At 73.2% G+C, this 21,940-nt stretch carries 22 protein-coding genes; 17 read left to right on the forward strand and 5 right to left on the reverse strand.

Translation table 11 applies throughout. From position 1 onward, the window contains the following. Positions 1 to 804: dienelactone hydrolase family protein (locus HF577_RS28820; RefSeq protein WP_169399129.1), on the reverse strand; the 804-nt coding region annotated here is incomplete at its 3' end. A gap of 138 nt (positions 805 to 942) precedes the next feature. On the opposite strand from HF577_RS28820, the gene HF577_RS28825 reads away from it, so the two are divergent. The 8 genes from HF577_RS28825 (at position 943) to HF577_RS28860 (ending at position 8,216) form a co-directional block, all read left to right on the forward strand. Next, on the forward strand, positions 943 to 2,382 hold the full coding sequence (locus tag HF577_RS28825; protein ID WP_169399130.1) for an NAD(P)H-hydrate dehydratase: 1,440 nt from the start codon (positions 943 to 945) through the stop codon (positions 2,380 to 2,382). 54 nt (positions 2,383 to 2,436) lie between these two features. Continuing rightward, positions 2,437 to 3,591, forward strand: coding sequence for an alanine racemase (alr, locus tag HF577_RS28830; RefSeq protein ID WP_169399131.1), 1,155 nt, complete (start codon positions 2,437 to 2,439; stop codon positions 3,589 to 3,591). Continuing rightward, a complete protein-coding gene (locus HF577_RS28835) occupies positions 3,585 to 4,691 on the forward strand; it encodes an alpha/beta fold hydrolase (RefSeq protein ID WP_169399132.1) in 1,107 nt (368 codons plus the stop codon). The genes alr and HF577_RS28835 overlap by 7 nt, the downstream gene beginning before the upstream one ends. Beyond that, complete coding sequence (gene tsaE / locus HF577_RS28840; RefSeq protein WP_312859435.1) at positions 4,688 to 5,149, forward strand: tRNA (adenosine(37)-N6)-threonylcarbamoyltransferase complex ATPase subunit type 1 TsaE; 462 nt, start codon at positions 4,688 to 4,690, stop codon at positions 5,147 to 5,149. The genes HF577_RS28835 and tsaE overlap by 4 nt, the downstream gene beginning before the upstream one ends. A 103-nt stretch (positions 5,150 to 5,252) precedes the next feature. Beyond that, positions 5,253 to 5,954: a tRNA (adenosine(37)-N6)-threonylcarbamoyltransferase complex dimerization subunit type 1 TsaB gene (tsaB, locus tag HF577_RS28845; RefSeq protein ID WP_169399133.1), complete on the forward strand. Its 702-nt coding sequence runs from the start codon at positions 5,253 to 5,255 to the stop codon at positions 5,952 to 5,954. Continuing rightward, entirely contained in the window at positions 5,951 to 6,415 is a 465-nt protein-coding gene (gene rimI / locus HF577_RS28850) for a ribosomal protein S18-alanine N-acetyltransferase (RefSeq protein ID WP_169399134.1), read from the forward strand. The genes tsaB and rimI overlap by 4 nt, the downstream gene beginning before the upstream one ends. After that, on the forward strand, positions 6,412 to 7,449 hold the full coding sequence (gene tsaD, locus HF577_RS28855) for a tRNA (adenosine(37)-N6)-threonylcarbamoyltransferase complex transferase subunit TsaD (RefSeq protein ID WP_169399135.1): 1,038 nt from the start codon (positions 6,412 to 6,414) through the stop codon (positions 7,447 to 7,449). The genes rimI and tsaD overlap by 4 nt, the downstream gene beginning before the upstream one ends. A gap of 200 nt (positions 7,450 to 7,649) precedes the next feature. Further along, positions 7,650 to 8,216 (forward strand): hypothetical protein, encoded by a 567-nt coding sequence (locus HF577_RS28860; RefSeq protein WP_169399136.1) that lies wholly within the window; start codon positions 7,650 to 7,652, stop codon positions 8,214 to 8,216. A 50-nt stretch (positions 8,217 to 8,266) separates the two neighbouring features. On the opposite strand, the gene HF577_RS28865 is transcribed toward HF577_RS28860, so the two are convergent. Beyond that, positions 8,267 to 9,199, reverse strand: coding sequence for an aldo/keto reductase (locus HF577_RS28865; protein WP_169399137.1), 933 nt, complete (start codon positions 9,197 to 9,199; stop codon positions 8,267 to 8,269). Between the two features lie 72 nt (positions 9,200 to 9,271). Next, positions 9,272 to 10,879, reverse strand: coding sequence for an alkaline phosphatase D family protein (locus HF577_RS28870; protein WP_312859436.1), 1,608 nt, complete (start codon positions 10,877 to 10,879; stop codon positions 9,272 to 9,274). Between the two features lie 377 nt (positions 10,880 to 11,256). Between HF577_RS28870 and groES the strand changes: the two genes are divergently transcribed. Next, the gene (gene groES / locus HF577_RS28875) at positions 11,257 to 11,547 is read left to right on the forward strand and encodes a co-chaperone GroES (protein WP_010225616.1); all 291 of its coding nucleotides are present in this window, start codon (positions 11,257 to 11,259) and stop codon (positions 11,545 to 11,547) included. Between the two features lie 95 nt (positions 11,548 to 11,642). Beyond that, a complete protein-coding gene (gene groL, locus HF577_RS28880) occupies positions 11,643 to 13,265 on the forward strand; it encodes a chaperonin GroEL (protein ID WP_169399138.1) in 1,623 nt (540 codons plus the stop codon). A gap of 64 nt (positions 13,266 to 13,329) precedes the next feature. On the opposite strand, the gene HF577_RS28885 is transcribed toward groL, so the two are convergent. Then, the gene (locus tag HF577_RS28885) at positions 13,330 to 13,665 is read right to left on the reverse strand and encodes a WhiB family transcriptional regulator (RefSeq protein ID WP_169399139.1); all 336 of its coding nucleotides are present in this window, start codon (positions 13,663 to 13,665) and stop codon (positions 13,330 to 13,332) included. Between the two features lie 129 nt (positions 13,666 to 13,794). Here HF577_RS28885 and HF577_RS28890 point away from each other — a divergent pair, with 129 nt between their 5' ends. The 5 genes from HF577_RS28890 to HF577_RS28910 all read left to right on the forward strand — a co-directional run bounded on the left by HF577_RS28890 (position 13,795) and on the right by HF577_RS28910 (position 18,797). Beyond that, entirely contained in the window at positions 13,795 to 14,856 is a 1,062-nt protein-coding gene (locus HF577_RS28890; RefSeq protein ID WP_312859437.1) for a MerR family transcriptional regulator, read from the forward strand. Then, entirely contained in the window at positions 14,853 to 15,839 is a 987-nt protein-coding gene (locus HF577_RS28895; protein WP_169399140.1) for a hypothetical protein, read from the forward strand. The genes HF577_RS28890 and HF577_RS28895 overlap by 4 nt, the downstream gene beginning before the upstream one ends. Positions 15,840 to 16,005: 166 nt before the next feature. Further along, positions 16,006 to 16,602, forward strand: coding sequence for a response regulator transcription factor (locus tag HF577_RS28900; RefSeq protein WP_075942692.1), 597 nt, complete (start codon positions 16,006 to 16,008; stop codon positions 16,600 to 16,602). A gap of 350 nt (positions 16,603 to 16,952) precedes the next feature. Beyond that, positions 16,953 to 17,525, forward strand: coding sequence for a sigma-70 family RNA polymerase sigma factor (locus tag HF577_RS28905; protein ID WP_169399141.1), 573 nt, complete (start codon positions 16,953 to 16,955; stop codon positions 17,523 to 17,525). 93 nt (positions 17,526 to 17,618) lie between these two features. After that, complete coding sequence (locus HF577_RS28910) at positions 17,619 to 18,797, forward strand: anti-sigma-D factor RsdA (protein ID WP_169399142.1); 1,179 nt, start codon at positions 17,619 to 17,621, stop codon at positions 18,795 to 18,797. Between the two features lie 61 nt (positions 18,798 to 18,858). Here HF577_RS28910 and HF577_RS28915 read toward each other — a convergent pair whose 3' ends face one another. Further along, the gene (locus HF577_RS28915; RefSeq protein WP_169399143.1) at positions 18,859 to 19,236 is read right to left on the reverse strand and encodes a DUF5319 domain-containing protein; all 378 of its coding nucleotides are present in this window, start codon (positions 19,234 to 19,236) and stop codon (positions 18,859 to 18,861) included. A gap of 212 nt (positions 19,237 to 19,448) precedes the next feature. Here HF577_RS28915 and guaB point away from each other — a divergent pair, with 212 nt between their 5' ends. Both guaB and HF577_RS28925 read left to right on the forward strand, forming a co-directional pair. Next, on the forward strand, positions 19,449 to 20,963 hold the full coding sequence (gene guaB, locus HF577_RS28920; RefSeq protein ID WP_169399144.1) for an IMP dehydrogenase: 1,515 nt from the start codon (positions 19,449 to 19,451) through the stop codon (positions 20,961 to 20,963). Positions 20,964 to 20,999: 36 nt separating this feature from the next. After that, positions 21,000 to 21,940 (forward strand): GuaB3 family IMP dehydrogenase-related protein (locus HF577_RS28925; RefSeq protein ID WP_169399145.1); only part of this gene is annotated, 941 nt, incomplete at its 3' end.

Below are 21,940 nucleotides of genomic sequence, written 5' to 3' on the forward strand. Positions count from 1 at the left end.
GCCGGGGACCTTGCCGTCCACGAGGACGTCGGCGCGGTCCTCGTCGCAGAGGTGGTGCAGCAGGAACGCCGTGACGAGGGCCCGGGTGAGGCGGCGGGTCTTCGCGTCGGGGCTGCCGGAGAGCACGAAGTCGCTCCAGTGCACGCCCTCGAGGAACCCCGTGTGGGTGGCCTTGTTCAGCGTCCGCAGCCACACCGGGCCGCCCGCCGACGCGGCGATGGGCTCCGCGTGCCCGGCGGCGGGGGCGACGGTGTCCTTGGCCGCGGCGAGGTGCAGCACGGGCAGCGTCAGGGCGCGGGAGGAGTCGACCGCGGACGGGCGGGTCTGCGCGACGGCGATCGTGACGACGGCCCGGAGGCGCGGGCGGTCCTGTGCCGCCAGCAGGGCGATGCCGCCGCCGATCCCGTGGCCGGCGAGTGCGGTGCGGCGGGAGTCCACGCTGATCCGCCCGTCCCCGAGGCGGACGCCGGCGCAGACGTCGAGTGTGGTGCGCAGGTCGGCGGCGAAGCCGGCGTGGCTGGGGAGCGGGCCGCGGTGGCTCGACGGGGCGGCCGCGACGATGCCCCAGGACGCGAGGTGGCGCAGGAGGTCGGCGTAGCGCTCGGCGGGCTGCAGCCAGTCGTGGGCGAACGCGACGGCGGGCAGGCCCAGCCCCTCCTCCGGTGCGAACACGACGCCCGGGATGCCGACCATGCCGAGGTCGCCGCGCAGCACCTGGTGCGGGCCGGGCCGGGAGAGCTGCTCCACGGCCTCCTTGGCGTTGCGCACCTCGGGTGGCCGGGGGAACGGGCGGGTCCGGGTCACAGCGCAGCACCGTAGTCCTTGCGGCGCCGGGCGGGCGAACGCAACACGGAGCACCTGTGCGTGCCGCCGGCCGCGGGTCGTCCGGCGGCGGGCGCCCCCGGCGTCCTACGCTCCGACGATGGCAGCGAGGGACGGTCGATGAGGGGCGTCTGGACGGCCCAGCAGGTGCGTGACGCCGAAGCTGTGCTGCTGGACCGCACTCCCGACGGTGCGCTGATGCGCCGCGCCGCGTTCGGGCTCGCGGTGCACGCGCGCCGGATGCTCGAGGCTGACGGGCAGGTGGCCGGGCGGCGGGTGGTGCTGCTCGTCGGGGCGGGCAACAACGGCGGGGACGCGTTGTGGGCCGGGGTGGAGCTGCGCAGGCGCGGGGTCGGCGTCACGGCGGTGCTGCTGGACGCGGCGCGTGCGCACCCGGCGGGGCTCGCCGCGCTGGGCCGCGCGGGCGGCCGTTCCGTGGACGCGGACGCGGGGCTGGTGGCCGCGCTGGGGGCCGACCTGGTGATCGACGGCATCGTCGGCATCTCCGGGCACGGTGCCCTGCGGGAACCCGCGGCCCGCCTGGTGGCCGCGGTGGACCACGCCGGGGTGCCGGTGCTCGCCGTCGACCTGCCCAGCGGGGTCGACCCGGACACCGGGGCCGTCGACGGCCCGGCCGTCACCGCCGCGGCGACCGTCACGTTCGGCGCGCTCAAGCCCGTGCACGTGCTCGCGGCGCACCGGTGCGGCGAGGTCCACCTGGTCGACATCGGGCTCGGACCGCTGCTGCCCGAGCCGCACGCCGTGGTGCTGGAGGTGGCCGACGTGGGTGGGCGCTGGCCCGTGCCGGGGCCGGGGGACGACAAGTACACCCAAGGGGTGGTGGGCATCGCCGCGGGCTCGGCGACGTACCCCGGGGCCGCCGTGCTGGCCGCCGGTGCCGCGACCCTCGCGACCAGCGGCATGGTCCGGTTCGCCGGGAGCGCCGCAGCCGGCGTCCGGGACCACTGGCCCGAGGTCGTCGCCTCGGAGTCGATCATGGATGCCGACCGGACGCAGGCCTGGTCGGTCGGTCCGGGCATCGGGGTCGACGACGCGGGCCGGGCCGTGCTGGCCGAGGCCATCGCCCGCGAGGTGCCGCTCTGCGTGGACGCCGACGGCATCTCCCTGCTCGCAAAGCACTCCGACCTGCGGGCGGCGCTGCGGGGCAGGCCGGTGGTGGTCACGCCGCACGACCGTGAGTTCGCGCGAGTCGCGGGTGAGGTCGGCGACGACCGGATCGCCGCCGCCCGCCGGGCCGCGGCCGAGTTGGGCGTCACGGTGCTGCTCAAGGGCAACGCCACCGTCGTCGCCGACCCGGACGGACGCGTGCTCGTGCATCCGGCCACGTCCTCCTGGGCGGCCACCGCCGGGTCCGGCGACGTTCTCACCGGGATCATCGGGTCACTGCTGGCCGCCGGGTTCGAGCCGTGGTGGGCGGCCGGATGTGCGGCCCACGTGCATGCGCTCGCGTCGGAACTGGCCGCGCGGGGCGCGCCTGCGCCCGCGTCACGGTTGCAGGCCGCGATCCCGGCGGCGATCCGGTCGGTCCGAGGGGTGTGAGCGGCGCGGTCGCTCTGTCCACGATGGGGCGAGTGTGGATGAGATGATGCGGGCGTGGTTGATCCGCCGGGTGGAGCGCGTGCCGAGGCCGTCGTCGATCTGGACGCGGTACGGCACAACGTCGGGGTCTTGAGGGCCAGTGCCCCGGGCGCCGGTGTGATGGCCGTCGTCAAGGCCGACGGGTACGGCCACGGCGCCGTGCCGGTCGGGCGCGCCGCCATCGAGGCGGGGGCCGCCTGGCTCGGGGTGTGCACGCTCGAGGAGGCCATGGAGCTGCGGCAGGCCGGTATCACCGCGCCGGTGCTGTCCTGGCTGCACCTTCCCGACGACGACTTCACCGGCGCGGTGGCGGCGGACGTCGACCTGTCGGTGTCCTCCCGCAGCCACCTCGCCGCGGTGCTCGCGGGCGCGCGCCGGGCGGGGCGGCCTGCCCGGGTGCACCTCAAGATCGACACGGGGCTGAGCCGCAACGGCGCGCAGCCCGCCGAGTGGGCCGACCTGCTCGACGACGCGACGAAGGCGGCGGCCGACGGGCTCGCGGAGGTCGTCGCGGTGTGGTCACATCTCGCCTACGCGGACGTCCCGCACCACCCCACGATCGACCGGCAGGCGGCCCGGCTCACCGTCGCCTGGCAGGAGGCGGTCGACCGCGGCCTGAACCCGATCCGTCACCTCGCCAACTCCGCGGCCACGCTCAGCCGTCCCGACGTGCACTTCGACCTCGTGCGCCCCGGCATCGCCGTCTACGGGCTCGACCCGATGGACCGGCCGCCTGCGGAGAGCCCCCTGCGGCCGGCGATGACGCTGCGGTGCCGGGTGGCGCTGGTGAAGCGGGTGCCGGCCGGTGAGGGCGTCTCGTACGGGCACGAGTGGACGACGCCGCGCGAGACCACGCTCGCGCTCCTCCCGCTCGGGTACGCCGACGGGGTGCCGCGCAGGCTCGGCTTCAACGGGCGGATGCGAGTGCTGCTCGGTGGCGTGGTGCGGCCCGTCGTCGGGCGGGTCAGCATGGATCAGGTGGTGGTGGACTGCGGCGACGACGCGGTCCAGGAGGGGGAGCTCGCAGTGCTGTTCGGTCCCGGTGACCGCGGCGAGCCGACCGCCCAGGACTGGGCGGACGAGCTCGGCACCATCCACTACGAGGTCGTCACGGGCGTGCGCGGGCGTCGCGTCGTCCGCACCGTGGTCGGAGGCGGGTCGTCGTGGTGAACCGGGGGCAGATCTGGGGCACGGTCGCCGGGGCAACAGGGGCCGCGGCCACCGGTGTCGCGGTCGGGGTGGCCGCCCGCAAGCACTCCAAGATCGCGGCCGAGCGGCGCCGCCTCGCCACGCAGCTCGCGGAGGGGCCACCCGAGCCGGGCCGGACGCCGGTCAGCGAGTCGTCGTCGGTCACGGCGGACGACGGGGTGCGGCTGTCGTGCGAGGAGATCGAGGCGCCGAGCGGGAACGCGGTGCTCACCGTCGTGCTCGTGCACGGGTTCGCGCTCGACCGCCGCACCTGGCACTTCCAGCGGCGGTCCCTGCCCGCGCTCAACGATCCGGCCATCCGGGTCGTGCTCTACGACCAGCGCAGCCACGGTCGCTCCGAGCGGGCCCCGAAGGAGAGCTGCACGATCGAGCAGCTCGGCCACGACCTCGACGCGGTGGTCCGCGCGCTCGCCCCCGAGGGTCCTCTCGTGCTGATGGGGCACTCGATGGGCGGCATGACGATCATGGCGCTGGCGGAGCAGCACCCCGCACTGTTCGCCGAGCGGGTGGCGGGCGTCGCGCTGGTCTCGACGTCAGCAGGCGAGGTGGGCAGTGCGGGGCTCTCGGGCACCCTGCTGTCGCGGCACAACCCGCTCACCCGGGGCGTCGGGCTGCTGGCCCGGCTCCAGCCCAAGCTGGTGGAGGGCGTGCGGAAGGTGGCGGGCGACGTGATCTGGGCGATCACGCGCAACTTCGCCTACGGCGACCGCAACGTCGAGCCGTGGCTGGTCGATCTGGTGGACGAGATGATCAGCGCCAACGCGGTGGACGCACTGACCGACTTCGTCGACACGGTCGGCAGCCACGACCGGCTCGCCGCGCTCCCTGCTCTCTCGACGTGTGAGGTGCTCGTCGCGGCGGGCGACGCCGACCGCGTCATTCCCGTCTCGCACAGCGACGTGATCGCGGCGGAGCTACCGGAGGCCACGCTCGTGCGCTTCGAGGGCGTGGGCCACCTGCCGATGCTGGAGCAGCCCGGGCGCATGGACGAGGCGCTGGCGGACCTGCTGCGCCGCAGCGTCGCCCGCAGCGCCCCCAACGGGCTGCGACGGCGCGCGTGACCCCGCCGATCGAGCTCGACGTCGAGCTGGAGCTGCCCGACGCCGCCGATACCGAGGCGCTCGGCGAGCGGCTGGCCGCCGGGCTCGGCCCGGGCGACCTGGTGGTGCTGTCCGGGCCGCTGGGTGCGGGCAAGACCGTTCTCGTGCGCGGCCTGGCCCGGGGCCTCGGGGTGGCCGGACCGGTCACGTCCCCGACCTTCGTGATCGCCAGGGAGCACCGCCCCCTCCCCGGTGGGGCAGGCGTGCCGCTCGTCCACGTGGACGCCTACCGGCTCGGCGGCGCCGCCGAGCTGGACGACCTCGACCTCGACACCGACCTCGCCGACGCCGTGGTGGTCGTCGAGTGGGGCGAGGGGGTGGCCGAACGGCTCTCCGCGCGGCACCTGCTCGTGCGCCTCACCCGCCGCCCCGACGACGTGCGCGTGGCGAGCGTGCACCGCGTGGAGGAGCGGCCGTGACCGAGGCGGTGGGCCAGGGCCCCGGCGGCCTGCCGGAGCTGGTCGCCCGCTGGTGAGCCGCCCCGTCCATCCGGCCGGTGCCGCACGCTCGTAGGCTCGTGACGTGCTCGTGCTCGCCCTGGACACCGCGACGCCCGCCGTCACGGCCGGCGTCGTCGAACTGACCGACGCAGGCCCCGTCGAGCGGTCCGTCCGGGTCACCCTCGACGCCCGCAAGCACGCCGAGCTCCTCATGCCCGGCGTGTTGGCCGCGTGTGCCGAGGCCGGGGTGGCGCTGCGGGACGTCGACGCCGTGGTCACCGGCACCGGTCCCGGACCGTTCACCGGCCTGCGCGTCGGGATGGTCACCGCCGCGGCGCTCGGTGACGCCCTCGACGTCCCGGTCCACGGCGTCTGCTCGCTGGACGCGATCGCAGCGGACGCCCTCGCCGCCGCTGCGGCCCTCCCGGGCCGGCTGCTCGTCGTCACCGACGCCCGGCGCCGCGAGGTCTACTGGGCGCTCTACGACGGCGCTCTGCGTGACGGGGACGGGGCGCCCCGGCGGGTCGACGGTCCGCACGTCGAGGCCCCGGTCACGCTGGCTGCCCGCGCGGCCGCGCTGGGGGCCGTCGCCGCCGCCGGGGCCTCGGCCGCCGCGGTGGGACTGCCCGAGCGGGAGCCGGCGTCGCCCTCGCCCGCCGGGCTCGTCGCGGTGGCCGCCGTCGCGCTGCGGTCCGCCGAGCGGCCCGGCCCCCTGGAACCGCTGTACCTGCGCCGTCCCGACGCCGTGGAGCCCGGTGCGCGCAAGCGGGTGAGTGCCGGATGACCGCGACCGTGCCGATCGACGCGCTGCGCGAGTCCGACGCGCAGCGCTGCGCGGAGCTGGAGAGGATGCTGTTCCCCGGCGACGACCCGTGGAGCGCGCGGGCGTTCCGTGACGAGCTGCGCGCGGGCCACCACTACCTCGCCGCGCGGGTCGGCGACGAGCTGGTGGGCTACGCCGGGATCGCGTTCGTGGCCGGTCCGCCGCAGGCCGAGGCGGAGATCCACACGATCGGGGTCGATCCCGCGCACCGGCGGCGCGGGATCGGGCGGGACCTGCTGCGCGGGCTCCTCGCGGTGGCCGACGCCGAGCACGCCACGGTGTTCCTCGAGGTGCGCACCGACAACGACGCCGCCCGGCTGATGTACGAGGCCGAGGGCTTCACCGTGGTCGGCCTGCGCAGGCGGTACTACAGCCCGAGCGGAGCCGACGCCCACACGATGCGACGGGAGCCGACACCATGATTGTCCTCGGGATCGAGACCTCCTGCGACGAGACCGGCGTGGGAGTCGTGCGCGCCGAGCCCGGCGGGGCGGTCACGTTGCTGGCCAACGAGGTGGCCTCCAGCGTCGACGAGCACGCCCGGTTCGGCGGGGTGGTGCCGGAGGTCGCGTCCCGTGCGCACCTGCAGGCGATGGTTCCCGCCGTGCACCGCGCGCTCGCCACCGCCGGGGTCACCGGCCGTGACGTCGACGCCGTGGCCGTCACGGCGGGTCCTGGGCTCACCGGTGCCCTGCTGGTGGGGGTGGCCGCGGCCAAGGCCTACGCCGCCGCCTGGGACGTGCCGCTGTACGGGGTGAACCACCTGGCCGCGCACGTGGCCGTGGACACGCTGCAGCACGGTCCGCTGCCGCCGTGCCTGGCGCTACTGGTGTCCGGTGGCCACTCCAGCCTCCTCGACGTCCCCGACATCGCCGGGCCCGTCACCCCGCTCGGCGCCACCATCGACGACGCGGCGGGCGAGGCGTTCGACAAGGTCGCGCGCCTCCTCGGGCTGCCGTTTCCCGGTGGGCCCCACATCGATCGCGTGGCCAGGGACGGGGACCGTGCGGCGGTGGCGTTCCCGCGGGGTCTCACGGGCCCGCGCGACGCACCGTTCGACTTCTCCTTCTCCGGCCTGAAGACGGCCGTGGCGCGGCACGTCGAGGCGCTGGAGCGGGCCGGTACCACCATGCCGGTGGCCGATGTCGCCGCGAGCTTCCAGGAGGCCGTGGTCGACGTGCTCACGGCGAAGGCCGTGCGCGCCGCCCGCGAGCGGGGGATGGACACGCTGCTGCTCGGCGGCGGGGTCGCGGCCAACTCGCGGTTGCGGGAGATGGCGCAGGAGCGCTGTGCCGCGGCCGGGGTCCGGCTCCGCGTCCCGCGGCCGGGGCTGTGCACCGACAACGGCGCGATGGTCGCCGCGCTGGGGGCTCACCTGGTGGCGGCGGGCGCGGCCCCGTCGTCGCCGGAACTGCCGGCCGACTCGTCGCTGCCGATCACCGAAGTCCTGGTCTGATCTCCCGATTACGAGGTTGTTCCCGGGTTGGTTCGCACCTTTTGCGATGAACCCGGATCGGTTCGATATCAGCCTGTTGTTTTCCTGACCGGAAGGTCACATCGCCTCCCGGGCGACGTGGGTCGCATCGGCTTGACGCATAGAGTCCCCCAGCTACCGTTGGTGATTCAATGCTCAACAAATCTTCCGGAAGGTAAGACGTGAGTGCTGTCCTGAATGCCGACAACATGCGCGGAACCGGCTCCTACATTCCGGCGGGCTGGTCACTGCGTCGGCTGCACGGTGCTGCTGTGGTGCGAATCCTCTTCGGCGTGCTGTGGGCGATCGACGCGACCTTCAAGTGGCTTCCCGGGTGGATCCACGGCCAGACGCTGGGCAAGGAGCTCGATCCGACCAAGGTCCCGACGCCGATGCTGCACGGCTGGATCCAGCTCTGGCACGCCGTCGCGGGAGCCGACCCCGGGATGTTCGCGCTGATCACCGCCATCGTCGAGTCCGTGCTCGCAGTGGCACTGATCCTCGGCGTCTTCTCCAACCTCGCCTTCATCGCCACCGCGCTCTGGTCCATCGGCATCTGGACCTCCGCCGAACACATGCACATTCCCTACATGACCGGCCAGACGGACCTCGGCCCGTCGATCGGCTACGTGTTCGGCGCCCTCGCGCTGTTCTACGCGGCGGCCGGTGCCACCTGGAGCGTGGACGCCGTGATCCGACCCCGGCTCGGCAGGCTCGCGCCGCTCGCCGGCTCGGTGCCGGGCGCCTGACGGCGGGTGCGTGGTCGGCGGCGCTGCCGACCACGAACCTCACCGGTGCGTCACTCGCTGACGTGCCGCAGCAGCCGCAGCTCGTCGTCGGTGAGGTGCAGCTCCAGCATCGGGAGCAGGTCGGCGAGCTGCTCCGTGGTGCGTGCGCTGGCGATGGGGGCGGCCACCGTGGGCTGGTCGGCCAGCCAGGCCAGCGAGACGGCGGCGACGGGCACCTCGTGGCCCGCGGCGATCTCGTCGAGCACCGCCAGCACCCGCAGCCCGCGGTCGTTCAGGTACTCCCGCGCCCCCTCGGCGCGCACGCTCTCGACCTCGGTGCCCGCCCGGTACTTGCCGGTCAGGAAGCCCTTCGCCAGCCCGAAGTACGGCAGGCAGGCCAGGCCCTGCTCGGCGAGCAGTGGGGCGAGGGCCGTCTCGAACTCGGCGCGCTCCAGCAGGTTGTAGTGCGGCTGCAGCGCGACGTAGGGCGTGAGCCCGTCGCGGGCGGAGATCTCCAGCGCCGAGCGCAGCCGGTCCGCCGTGAAGTTGGACGCGCCGATCGCGCGGACCTTGCCCGCCCGCACCAGCCCGTCGTAGGCGTCGAGGGTCTCCTCCTGCGCCGTGTCCGGGTCGTCGCGGTGGGAGTAGTAGAGGTCGATCCGGTCGGTCTGCAGCCTGCGCAGCGAGTCCTCCACCGCGGCGGTGATGTTGGCGCGCGACAGTCCCGGCCGCTGCGGCCACGAGCCGACCTTGGTGGCGATCACCATCGAGTCGCGGTTCCCGCGCGCCGCCATCCACTCACCGATGATCGTCTCCGACTCGCCGCCGGAGTTGCCCGGCGCGCGCCACATGTAGGAGTCGGACGTGTCGACGAAGTTCCCTCCCGCCGCCACGTACGCGTCGAGGACGGCAAATGAGGCATCGCGATCCGCTGTCCAGCCGAACACGTTGCCGCCCAGGCATAGGCGGGACACGTCGAGGTCGCTCGAACCGATCTTAGGCATGCTAAAAACGATACGACGTGCGCGGACACGAGTGGGCTCTCGTGTCCGCGCACGCCGCCGCCGGGCGGTGTCCTAGGCTTGCTGGAGACCCGGCTTCCGGTCCTGCACGACGAAGGTCCCCCGGTTCTCGACGGGTGCGCCCGGCCGCTGCACGAAGGGCACCACGCGGAAGTCGGCGGTCACCTCGGTGGGCGTGAACTTCGTCCGTACGTAGCCGCGACGGTTGTTGTAGAAGCGGATGTGCGGGTTGTCCGCCAGCGTCGATGCGGTGTCGGCGCGCGTCTCCGAGCCGTCGCCGCCGGAGGTGACCGAGCTGGACACCAGCTCGGAACCGATGACGGGAGCCGCCGGGTCGTCGAAGCGCTGCTTGATGTCGGCGGCCCAGTGCGCGTGCACGTCGCCGGTCAGCACCAGCAGGTTGCGCGCCTTCGAGGCGGTCCAGGAGTCCACCACGCGGTCCCGCGAGCCGGGGTAGCCGTCCCAGGCGTCGGGGTTGAAACCGCGTCCGGCGCCGGGGGTGAAGTCGACCTGGGAGAAGAACACCTGCTGGCCGAGCACGTCCCAGCGGGCCTGGGAGCGGCGGAACTCGTCGGCGATCCACTTCTCCTGCGCCGAGCCGGGCAGCGAGCGCGCCGGGTCGGTGCGCGCGGTGCAGTCGGAGTTGAACTTGTCGTCGCACGGCTGGTCACCGCGGTACTGGCGGGTGTCGAGCATGTGGAAGTTCGCCATCCGGCCCCACGACACCGTGCGGTAGAGCCGCATGTCGATGCCCTTCGGCCGCTGGGCCCGGCGCAGCGGCATGTTCTCCCAGTAGGCGCGCAGCGCCGCCTCCCGGCGGGCGAGGAAGTTCGGCTGCGGGGTCTCCGGGTGCTCGGGCACCTCGTCGGCCCAGTTGTTGTCGACCTCGTGGTCGTCGAAGACGACGAGCCACGGCGCGACGGCGTGGGCGGCCTGGAGGTCGGGGTCGGTCTTGTACTGCGCGTAGCGCTGCCGGTAGTTCCCGAGGGTCTCGGTCTCCGGGCCGACGTGGTTGCGCGGGTTCCCGCCAGGGGCCACGTAGTCGCCCGCGGTGTACTCGTACTGGTAGTCGCCGAGGTGCAGGACGAGATCCGGCTCCTCCTCGGCGAGCCGGGCGTAGGCGGTGAAGAAGCCGTGCTCGTACTGCGAGCACGACGTGAAGCACATGCTGAGCGGCTGCATCGCCGACGCGGGCGGCGCGGTGCGCGTGCGGCCCGCGGGGGAGAGCTCCTTCCCGGCGCGGAACCGGTAGAAGTACTCCCGTCCCGCGGTCAGGCCGGCCAGCTCGACGTGCACGCTGTGCCCCAGCTCGGGCCCGGTGGTCTCCACGCCCCTGCGGACGATCTTCCGGAACCCCTCGTCGGTGGCCAGCTCCCACTCCACCTCCGTGTTCCGCCCGCCCATGCCGCCCAGACCGTCCTCGGCCAGCGGATCGGTGGCGAGCCGCGTCCACAGCACCATCCCGTCCGGTGCGGGCTCCCCGGACGCGACGCCGAGGGTGAACGGGTTGCCGGGAGGTGCCGCAGGCGCGGCGGACGCGGCGCCTGCGAGCCCGGTGAGCACCGTGCCGGGAACGGCGAGGACGGCGGAGGCGGTCAGGCCGGCCCGCAGCACGCGGCGCCTGCTGTGCGTCGAGGTGGTGGGAGGAGCGTCTGTGGTCACGCGCTCAGCGTTGATCACCCTCCCGTGCGGCGAGTGGCGCGGCGGGCACCGGCCGGTGAACGGTAGGCGAGGTTTCCGACGATCTACGCGGCTTCGTGAGGTGTGCCCTGCTCGGGACTGCTTGTGCGCCTCCGGGTGCCGCGCCGCGCGCCTCCGGTCGTGACCAGCGGCGATACCGGGGGTGGCCGGCGGCGGGCGGGATCGGTACCGCTTCGGGTCATAGCGGCCACCGGCGTTGAGGCGTTGGCACTCTCATGGGTAGAGTGCCAACGGCACGGCCAGGATGTTCCGGCACCCGCGACGACGGGACGTCCGATGGCTGTCATCCCTGAACATGTAGGCGAAGGCACGTACCCCAGGAAGGGGAGGTCATCGGCGTGGCAAACATCAAGCCGCTCGAGGACAAGATCGTCGTCCAGGCCAGCGAGGCGGAGACCACCACCGCTTCCGGCATCGTCATCCCGGACACCGCCAAGGAGAAGCCCCAGGAGGGCAAGGTCCTGGCGGTCGGCCCGGGCCGGGTCGACGACAACGGCAACCGCGTCCCGCTCGACGTGGCCGTCGGCGACGTCGTCATCTACTCGAAGTACGGCGGCACCGAGGTCAAGTACAACGGCGAGGAGTACCTCATCCTCTCCGCGCGCGACGTCCTCGCGGTCGTCAACTGACGCAGGCAGTTCTGTAGCCGCCGCCCCGGTGGTCCCTCGACCGAGCGGGCCACCGGGGCGGCGTGTTTTCCCCGGAGAATCAAGAGAGGCAGGACATGCCGAAGCAGATCACCTTCGACGAGACGGCGCGCCGCGCGCTGGAGCGCGGGGTGAACCAGCTGGCCGACGCGGTCAAGGTGACCCTCGGCCCGCGCGGCCGCCACGTTGTGCTGGACAAGAAGTTCGGTGGACCGACCGTCACCAACGACGGCGTCACCATCGCGCGCGAGATCGACCTCGAGGACCCGTTCGAGAACCTCGGGGCTCAGCTGGCGAAGTCCGTCGCCACCAAGACGAACGACGTCGCCGGTGACGGCACCACCACCGCCACCGTGCTCGCCCAGGCGATGGTGGCCGCGGGCCTGCGCAACGTCGCGGCCGGCGCCAACCCCACCGCACTCGGCGTGGGCATCTCCAAGGCGGCGGACGCCGTCTGCGAGCTGCTCGCGAAGAAGGCCATCCCGGTCGACGACAAGGAGCACATCGCTCAGGTCGGCACGATCGCCTCCCGCGAGGCCGAGATCGGCAACCTCATCAGCGAGGCGCTCAAGACCGTCGGCAAGGACGGTGTGATCACCATCGAGGAGGGCTCCACGCTCGCCACCGAGCTGGAGATCACCGAGGGCCTGCAGTTCGACAAGGGCTACCTCTCGCCGTACTTCGTCACCGACGCCGAGTCGATGGAGGCCGTGCTCGAGGACGCCTACGTCCTGCTGCACCGCGACAAGATCAGCGCCATCGCCGACCTGCTCCCGCTGCTGGAGAAGGTGCTGGCCGACGGCAAGCCGCTGCTGATCGTGGCAGAGGACCTCGAGGGCGAGGCGCTGTCCACACTGGTCGTGAACTCGATCCGCAAGACCATCAAGGTCGCCGCGGTCAAGTCGCCGTTCTTCGGTGACCGCCGCAAGGCGTTCATGGACGACCTGGCCATCGCCACCGGTGGCACCGTCATCAACCCGGAGGTCGGGCTCAAGCTGTCCGAGGCCGGGCTGGACCTGCTGGGCACGGTGCGCCGCGTCGTCATCACGAAGGACGCCACCACCCTCGTCGAGGGCGGCGGCACCAAGGACGCCATCGACGGCAGGGTCGCGCAGATCAAGGCCGAGATCGAGTCCTCGGACTCGGACTGGGACCGGGAGAAGCTGCAGGAGCGGCTGGCCAAGCTGTCCGGCGGCGTCGCCGTCATCAAGGTCGGCGCCGCCACCGAGACCGCTCTCAAGGAGCGCAAGCACCGCATCGAGGACGCGGTGTCCGCCACCCGGGCCGCGGTCGAGGAGGGCATCGTGCCGGGCGGTGGCTCCGCGCTGGTGCACGCCGCCGTCGCGCTCGACGGCAACCTCGGGCTGACCGGCGACGAGGCCACCGGTGTCGCGGTCGTGCGCAGCGCGCTGCGGGCTCCGCTGTTCTGGATCGCCGCCAACGGCGGTCTCGAGGGCGCTGTGGTGGTCGGCAAGGTTGCCGACCTGGAGTGGGGCCAGGGCTTCAACGCCGCCACTCTGACCTACGGCGACCTGATGGCCGACGGGGTCGTCGACCCGGTCAAGGTCACCCGTTCCGCGGTGGTCAACGCCGCGTCGATCGCGCGGATGGTGCTCACCACCGAGAGCGCGATCGTCGACAAGCCGGAGCAGGCCGAGCCGGCCGCTGCGGGTGGCCACGGCCACGGCCACGGGCACTGATCGACCAGCCACATCCGAACGGCGGGCCGACCCCCAGGGCGGCCCGCCGTTCGACGTTCGGCGATCAGTGCGTGTTGCGCACCTGCGGCCGCTGCCTCCGGCCGTCCGCCATCCGCAACGTCCGGTCGTGACCCCGGATGATCTGGTCGCGCTCGGACTCCGACAGCCCGCCCCACACGCCGTAGGGCTCCTGCGCCGACAGCGCGTGCAGCCGGCACTGCTCGAGAACCGGGCACCCGCGGCAGACGCCCTTCGCCCGCGCCTCGCGGTGGGCGCGAGCCGGTCCGCGCTCGCCCTCGGGATGGAAGAAAAACGCACTGTCCATCCCGCGGCAGGCTCCGTGCATCTGCCAGTCCCAGATCTCCGTGACCGGCACCGGAAGCCGTCGGGTATCCGCCACGTACCTCACCTCGCCTGTTTCGACACTCTCCTCGACGAAAGTCGGTATCCCCACCATAGACCGCGTCAAACCTTGTTCAAAGCGTCCTTTCGGCTTGCCCCGCCCGCCCCGGACCAGCACGATGAGCTGGTGCAGCCCGACGTGTCGCCGCCGGATCGTGAAGGCCGCCACACGCCCGGGCTGTCCGTGTCCGCGGTGCCGGCGCCGAACGCCGCCACCGAGGCGTGGCTGAGCGTCGCGGCCGCGGCCCGCAGGCTCGGCGTCGCTCCCGCCACGCTGCGTACCTGGGACCGTCGCTACGGGATTGGCCCCACGGCGCACACCCCCGGCCGCCATCGGCGCTACTCGCCCGCGGATCTGGCCCGGCTCGAGCTCATGCAACGCGCACTCGTGCGTGGTGCGTCGCCGGCGGACGCAGCGGCGTACGCGCTCTCGGCCCGCACCGTCGGGCCTGCCGCTGTCGTCCCCCCGGTGCCGGCACGGGTCACGGAGGACGGCGGCGCGTCCCCCGTCGAGCTGCTCGAGGAGGGGAACGACGGCCGCGTCCGCGTCGGTGGCCGCGTCCTGCGCCTGCCCGGAGCGAGCCGGGCGGCCCGTGGACTCGGCAGGGCGGCGCTTGCCCTCGACGCCTCCGCGGTGCACCGGCTGCTCGAGGAGTCGATCGCCGCCTCGGGCGTGGAGTCCGCGTGGGACGACGTCGTCCGGCCCGTGCTGGCCGCTGTCGGCGAGCGGTGGGCGCACAGCGGCGTCGGGGTCGAGATCGAGCATCTCGTCAGCGAGTGCGTCCGCCCGGCGTTCGGTGCGAGGGCCGCGGCGCTGCGGCCCGTGGCCGACGCGCGTCCGGTGCTGCTGGGCGCGATGCCCGACGAGCAGCACATGCTCCCGCTGGTGGTGCTCGCGGCGGCGCTGGCCGAACGGGGCATTCCCTGCCGCGCGCTGGGTGCCGACCTGCCCGTCACGGCGCTCGTGGCCGCGATCCGGCGTACCGCGCCCGTCGCTGTCGTGCTGTGGGCCCAGTTGCCGCAGGTGGCCGATGTGGGCCTGCTGGAGGCGTTGCCCCGGACCCGGCCCCGGTTTCGCCGCTACGTCGCCGGCCCGGGCTGGGACGGCGTCGCCCTGCCGGAACGGACGGGTCGGCTGCTGTCCCTGCGGGCGGCGACGGCGACGATCAGCGACGCGGTCTTGGTGTGACCGGCACGCTCGCGCTGCGGTCGGTTGCTGCGCCTGACGCGGAGACGGTGGCGTTCGGTGCCGAACCGGGTGCCCCCGTGCGGGTGCGGCCCGGCTCGTCGGCGCTCGAGCGCTGGTACGTGGCGGTCGCGCTCGGCGGCCAGGGACGGTACGCCGCAGCGGCCGCCGTGCTGGAACCCCTGCTGGTGGGCCCCGGTGTGCCGGTCGCCGTCGCGGCGCACGCGGCGATCACTCTCGCCGCCCACCGCCGTCAGCTCGGCGGGCACGCTGCTGCGCGGAGGTATGACGCCCTTGGCCTGCGCCTTGCCTCCTCGGTAGCGTGTGACCCGGCAGCGGACCTCTACGGCAGCGGTCTGCTCGCCGCTCGTGTCGACGCGCTGGTGGGGCTGGCCGCCGACGCCGTCGGCACCGGCGCCCCCGCCTCCGCGCAGCGCCTGCTCGACACGGCGGAGTCGCTCCTGCGGGCCGGGGGAGTGGGGGGCGGTGGATGGCGGCCGACCGTCCGGCTGGGTTGGGTGCGCGCCGAGCTCGCTCTGGTGCGCGGCGACGCGGCCGGGGCGGTCGAACCGGCTCGTAAGGCGCTGGAGTGCGCACAACACGCAGGCTCCGTACGGCACGTGCTCAAGTCCCGGATCGTGTTCACCGTCGCCGCCGCCGTCGCGGGCACCGAACCGGCGGCAGCGGTGGTCGAGCTCGACGCGGCGGCGGCCGAAGCGGAACGAGCGGGATTGCTCCCGCTTGTGTGGCCCGCTCGACTGGCTGCAGCTGATCTTCTCGAGCGCGGCGCCGGAACGCCCTCGAACGCAAACGACGCCACTCGGACAATCTCTGGAGAATCGGTGAACGACCCGCTCGACGGTCCGGCACGCCGACGACACGCCGCGCTCGCCGCGCTGAGCGTCATCGAAGAGAGGGCAGACCCTCTTGGCAAGCGCCTGTTGGGGGACTCCGGCAGGGTCTCTGTTCCACCCCCGGTAATGTAATTAGTCCATTCGGTCTTACGTCACCCACATGACCAGTGCCACTCGGCGCAACTCTCCCGAATGGAGGGCACAAACCGGCCCTGATCGTGTCAAGGTGAGCCTGTCGCCCGCCGATGAGGGGGGTGACACATCACCCGGCTGCAGGAAGCTGCAGGAAGGAATCGTCGTGACGACGGTACTCATCTGCGACGATCGTCGCAGCGTCCGCGAAGGCCTGACCCGCGTGATGTCCGCGGTGCCGGGGGTGCACCGGATCGATTGCGTTGCGCATGGGGACGAGTTGCTGGCCCGGTTCTCCCGGCAGCCGGTGGACGTGGTCCTGGTCGGCACCCAGCGGGCGGTGCCCACTGGGGTCGAGGCCACGAGGCGGCTTGTCGCCGCTCACCCACAGGCGAACGTCATCGTGTTCGGAGCCCCCGACGACGCGGGCAGCATCGCCGCCGCAATCGCCGGCGGGGCACGGGGCTACCTCCGCTGGGACGCCTCGCGCCCAGAACTGGTGGCCGCGCTCGCGCACACTCTGGCGAGCACTGCCGTGCCCACGCCCCGGGCCCCTACGGATCCGGGCGTGCAGCTCACGGAGCGTGAGCTCCAGGTGCTGCGCGGCATGAGCCAGGGCAAGAGCAACGGCCAGATCGGACGGGAGCTCTACCTCTCCGAGGACACGGTCAAGACTCACGCCCGGAGGCTCTTCCGCAAGCTGGGCGTGCGCGATCGCGCCCAGGCGGTGGCCCACGGCTTCCGGCGCGGCCTCGTCTCCTGAGCGTCCTGACCCGCGCCGTCCCAGCGCGCCCCCAGGCCCTCCGCACCACCCCGGACCAGCGTCCGGGCTGACTCAACAGGCGACGTGGCTGCCGACAGCGCAGCCACGCGCCCTGCCGCCGCGGTGTCAGCTCCCGCGGTGTTGCACGCCGCCATTCGGGTGGTACCGCCCTGAGCATGCATCTGCCGGTCATCCGGCGCGTCTCCTCCCATGGGGAGGACCCATCCAGGACCGCCGTTCTACTTCGCTACGGTGGTCCGCACTGAGGACACGGTTGAGCACTGTCCGTGATCAGCCTCACGAACGGATGATGACGAACATGTTCAGTAACACCTGGGCAACTGTGCGCGATGAGTGAGACGACAGACGTTCCCGATGAACTGGTGAGCCGCGCCATGGCCGGCGAGCCGGCAGCCGTCGGGCGCGTGATCGCCATCATCCGGCCCATGGTCGTGCGCTACTGCCGGGCGCGCCTGGGCCGGATGGACCGGTCGTCGGTCTCGGCCGACGACGTCGCGCAGGAGGTGTGTTTGGCCGTGCTCACGGCCTTGCCCGGGTACCGAGTCCAGGGCCGTCCGTTCTTGGCGTTCGTCTACGGCATCGCGTCACACAAGGTGATCGACGCCCACCGTGCCGCCACGCGCAACCGGTCCGAGCCGGTTGCCGACGTGCCCGACTCGGTGGAGTCCGCGGACGGCCCAGAACAGCGTGTACTTCGCGTCGAGCTGTCCGGCGAGATGGGCCGGTTGCTCGACACGCTCCCCGAGAAACAGAGAGAGATACTCGTCCTGCGCGTGGTCGTCGGGCTGTCCGCCGAGGAGACGGCGGAAGCCGTCGGATCCACGCCGGGAGCCGTCCGTGTGGCCCAGCACCGGGCGCTGTCCCGTTTGCGCAGGTCAATGCCAGAAGAGGAGGTGGTGTGAGTGCGTCACGACAACAACGACCCCGGACGCAACCCGTTCGAACACCGCCACCGGCGGCCGGGCGGCGGTAGCAACGGCCATCGCCCCCCCGGCATGAACACGCGCCCTGTCCCGCTCGACGAGGTGAGCGAACCGCTCGACCTCGTCGCGGTCCAGGCCGATGACGAGCTGATCAACGCGCTGTCCGCGGGCATGACGGTGTCGTCCCCCGGCCGCTCCGGCTACGACACCGACGACCGGGTCGCCGCGATCCTCGCGGCCTGGAAGGCCGACGTGGACGTCGAGCCGATCCCCGAGCTCGTCGACGTCGACACCGCCGTGGCCACCGTCATGGCCGCCCGGCGGCCGGTCCGGCGCACCCGGCGGCTGGCCCCGGTGGCCGCGGCCGCGGCGTTCGTCGTACTCGCCGTCGGTGGCGTGTCCGTCAGCTCCTACAACGCCCAGCCCGACGACGCGCTGTGGGGTGTGTCGAAGGTGCTGTACAGCCAGCGCGCCGAGTCCGTCGAGGCCGCGGTCCGCGTCGAGGCCCGCATCACGAAGGCCAAGGAGGCCCTCGTCGCCGGGCAGCCCGTCGTCGCGGCGCAGGAGCTCGCGCAGGCGAAGGCCGACCTCGAGGTCGTGCGTCCCGAGGAGGGCAAGACCGAGCTCGCCCAGGTGCAGGAGTTCCTCGTCGCGAAGGCGGCGGAGACGCCTCAGGGCACGCCCACCGATCCGGGCACCCCGCTGTCCACCCAGCCGTCCCGGCCGGTGCCTCCGGGTGCCGGGGTGCGGGAGTCGCCGAGCTCCGGGCGCACGGCGCCCGTGGCACCCGAGCCGGCGTCCGGCACGCAGGCGCCGACGTCGGTGACCCCGGCACCGACGTCCGCGGCGTCTGCGCCCGAGCGTTCTCCGTCCGATCCGCGGGATCCCCGGGATCCGAGGGATCCGCGTTCGCGCGACCCCCGCAGCGCCACCCCGGACCCGCGCAGGCAGCAGGCCCCGGCTCCTGGCGACGGCACGAGCCAGAACCCGTCACCCGGCACGCAGCACTCCAGCACCCCGTCGCCCCAGCCTCCGCCGACGACGACCGACAGCCCGAGCGGCGGCGGCACCGGCAGTGCCGGTCCGACCTCCGGTCCGCAGACCCCACCCGCCACCGCGGAGGGCCGGCCGGACGGCGGCGCCACCACGCCTGCGGGAGACACCACCCGCTCCAACCCGGGTGCCGGGGGAAGCACGGGCGCCACGGCTGCCGGTTCCGGCACGCCGCCGCCCTCGGCCACCATCAGCTGACCGCATACGGCGACGGCCCCCGATCCACTCGGATCGGGGGCCGTCGCCGTATGCGTCGGTGTCAGGAGTCGGAGAGCACCGCGTCGGCGTAGCCGCGGCAGTACTCCCAGGTGACGTAGCTCGTGGGGTCGGGGTCGAAGGCAGGCTCGTGGGGCCGCATCTGGCCCTCCTCCAGCAGCTGCTGGAGGCTTGCCCGCAGCAGGCTCCACTCGTGGAAGTGCTGTTCGCCACAGTCGCCGCAGTCGACGACGATGCCGCGCACTCCGCGGGCCTCCAGCAGTGCCTGGTAGACGGCGAGGTCGGCCAGATCGGCCACCACCTCGTCGCGCTCGGCCTCGCTCAGCCCGTCCTGCTCGCCGCCCTCAGGCCCCTCGAGGGACAGCGCGGGATCGTGCGGGTCACCGGCGAAGGGGTCCGGTGGCAAGGCATCAGGTGACACACTCTCACGATACCCGCACCGTGCCCGTGACGAGTCGTGAGCGTCGGGTTCACGGCGGGCGGGACGGCGGTGATGGACCGGACTGTGGTGATGGACTCGGCGCGGGCGTGCCGTCTGCCGCGCCGCCGCGGATACGATGTCGGGAAACCTCCCCGCCGCCCGTACCGACGTTCTACGGAGGATGACGGGCAGGGATCGACAGGATGGTGGCAATGACCAGCGAGGCCGCAGGACTGCCCCCCAAGTTCGCGATGCTGGGCCTGACGTTCGACGATGTACTGCTGCTCCCCGCCGAGTCCGATGTCGTGCCCAGCGCGGTCGACACCAGCACGCAGGTCACCCGCCGGGTGCGGATCCGCGTGCCGCTCGTGTCGTCGCCGATGGACACGGTCACGGAGTCCCGGATGGCGATCGCCATGGCCCGCGCGGGCGGGCTCGGCGTGCTGCACCGCAATCTCTCCCCCGAGGAGCAGGCCGCCCAGGTGGAGGTCGTCAAGCGCTCCGAGGCCGGGATGGTCACCGACCCGGTCACCTGCAAACCCGACGCCACCCTGGCCGACGTCGACGCGCTGTGCGCGAAGTTCCGCATCTCCGGGGTCCCCGTCACCGACGCGGGCGGCCACCTCGTCGGCATCATCACCAACCGCGACATGCGGTTCGAGATGGACCACAGCCGGCCCGTCCACGAGGTGATGACCCACGCTCCGCTGATCACCGCCCGGGTGGGCGTCACCGCTGAGGCGGCGCTCGGCCTGCTGCGCCGGCACAAGCTGGAGAAGCTGCCGATCATCGACGGCGACGGCATCCTGCGCGGGCTCATCACGATCAAGGACTTCAACAAGACCGAGAAGTACCCGCTCGCCACGAAGGACCCCGACGGCCGTCTCGTCGTGGCCGCGGCCGTCGGCGTCGGCGAAGAGGGCTACGCGCGCGCGATGCAGCTCGTCGAGGCCGGCGTCGACGTCGTCATGGTCGACACGGCACACGGGCACTCCCGCCGGGTGCTGGAGACCGTGGCCAAGCTGCGGGCCGAGATCGGCCACAACGTCGACGTGGTGGGCGGCAACGTGGCCACGAGGGCCGGTGCCCAGGCGCTCGTCGAGGCAGGCGCGGACGCCGTGAAGGTGGGGGTCGGCCCCGGGTCGATCTGCACCACCCGCGTCGTCGCCGGGGTCGGCGCCCCGCAGATCACCGCGATCTACGAGGCCTCGCTGGTCTGTGCGGACGCCGGTGTACCGGTGATCGGCGATGGTGGCATCCAGTACTCCGGTGACATCTCCAAGGCCATCGCCGCAGGCGCGTCCACGGTGATGCTCGGCAGCCTGCTCGCCGGCACCGCCGAGTCGCCGGGCGACCTGATCCTGGTGGGCGGCAAGCAGTTCAAGACCTACCGCGGCATGGGCTCGCTCGGGGCGATGCGCTCGCGGGGCGGGGAGGGCGGCCGCAAGTCCTACTCGAAGGACCGCTACGCCCAGGACGACGTGCTGAGCGAGGACAAGCTCGTGCCCGAGGGCATCGAGGGGCGCATCCCGTTCCGCGGTCCTCTCAGCCAGGTCGTGCACCAGCTCGTCGGCGGGCTGCGGTCCGGGATGGGCTACGCGGGTGCGCAGACGATCGAGCAGCTGCAGCAGGCGCAGCTCGTGCGGATCACCGCGGCGGGGCTCAAGGAGAGCCACCCGCACGACATCACGATGACGGTCGAGGCGCCCAACTACGTGGCCCGTTAGGACCCCGCGCCCCGGGCCTGTCTACGCTGGTCACCCGTGCGTGACCTCGTGGAGATCGGGATGGGCCGGGAGGCCCGTCGCAGCTATGACCTGTCGCAGGTCGAGATCGTGCCGTCGCGGCGGACCCGCAGCTCCCAGGAGGTCTCCACCGCCTGGCAGCTCGACGCCTACCAGTTCGAGATCCCGCTGGTGACCCACCCGACCGACGCCATCGTGTCGCCGGCCAGCGCGGTGCGGATCGGGCAGCTGGGCGGTCTGGGCGTGCTCAACGCCGAGGGCCTGTGGGCCCGGCACGCCGACGCCCAGGGTGCGCTGGAACGGGTGCTCGACGCCGCGGCGGCCGACGACCCCACCGCCGCGGTGCGCCTGCTGCAGGAGCTGCACGCCGCCCCGATCCAGCCCGCGCTGCTCACCGAGGCGCTCAAGACGGTGAGCGCGGCCGGCATCACGGTGGCCGCCCGCGTGAGCCCGCAGCGGGCCCGCGAGCTCACCCCCGACCTGCTCGCGGCCGGCGTCGAGATCCTCGTCGTGCAGGGCACGATCATCTCCGCCGAGCACGTATCGGGCGGGGAGCCGCTCAACCTCAAGGAGTTCATCAACTCCCTCGACGTCCCGGTCGTGGCCGGTGGCGTGGGTGACTACCGCACCGCGATGCACCTCATGCGCACCGGCGCCGCAGGCGTGATCGTCGGGTACGGGGAGTCGTCCGCCACCACCACCGACGACGTACTCGGGATCGGCGTGCCGATGGCCACCGCGATCGTCGACGCTGCCGCGGCCCGCCGCGACTACCTCGACGAGACCGGCGGCCGCTACGTCCACGTGATCGCCGACGGGGGCATGGCCGGCTCGGGTGACATGGCCAAGGCGATCGCCTGCGGGGCCGACGCCGTGATGCTGGGCGAGCAGCTCGCCGAGGCGTCCGAGTCGCCGGGGCAGGGGCTGTACTGGACCTCGGCGGCGGCCCACCCCTCCCT

The organism is Pseudonocardia xinjiangensis (genome assembly GCF_012911925.1).
In the GTDB taxonomy this organism is placed as follows: Bacteria; Actinomycetota; Actinomycetes; order Mycobacteriales; family Pseudonocardiaceae; genus Pseudonocardia; species Pseudonocardia xinjiangensis.

Bases quoted from the DNA above. Each gene is read 5' to 3' on its own strand.
- HF577_RS28910 (WP_169399142.1), top strand. From the start codon at position 17,619: ATGAACACGCGCCCTGTCCCGCTCGACGAGGTGAGCGAACCGCTCGAC.
- groL (WP_169399138.1), top strand. From the start codon at position 11,643: ATGCCGAAGCAGATCACCTTCGACGAGACGGCGCGCCGCGCGCTGGAG.
- HF577_RS28865 (WP_169399137.1), bottom strand. From the start codon at position 9,199: ATGCCTAAGATCGGTTCGAGCGACCTCGACGTGTCCCGCCTATGCCTG.
- tsaD (WP_169399135.1), top strand. From the start codon at position 6,412: ATGATTGTCCTCGGGATCGAGACCTCCTGCGACGAGACCGGCGTGGGA.
- HF577_RS28825 (WP_169399130.1), top strand. From the start codon at position 943: ATGAGGGGCGTCTGGACGGCCCAGCAGGTGCGTGACGCCGAAGCTGTG.
- guaB (WP_169399144.1), top strand. From the start codon at position 19,449: ATGACCAGCGAGGCCGCAGGACTGCCCCCCAAGTTCGCGATGCTGGGC.
- HF577_RS28905 (WP_169399141.1), top strand. From the start codon at position 16,953: ATGAGTGAGACGACAGACGTTCCCGATGAACTGGTGAGCCGCGCCATG.
- rimI (WP_169399134.1), top strand. From the start codon at position 5,951: ATGACCGCGACCGTGCCGATCGACGCGCTGCGCGAGTCCGACGCGCAG.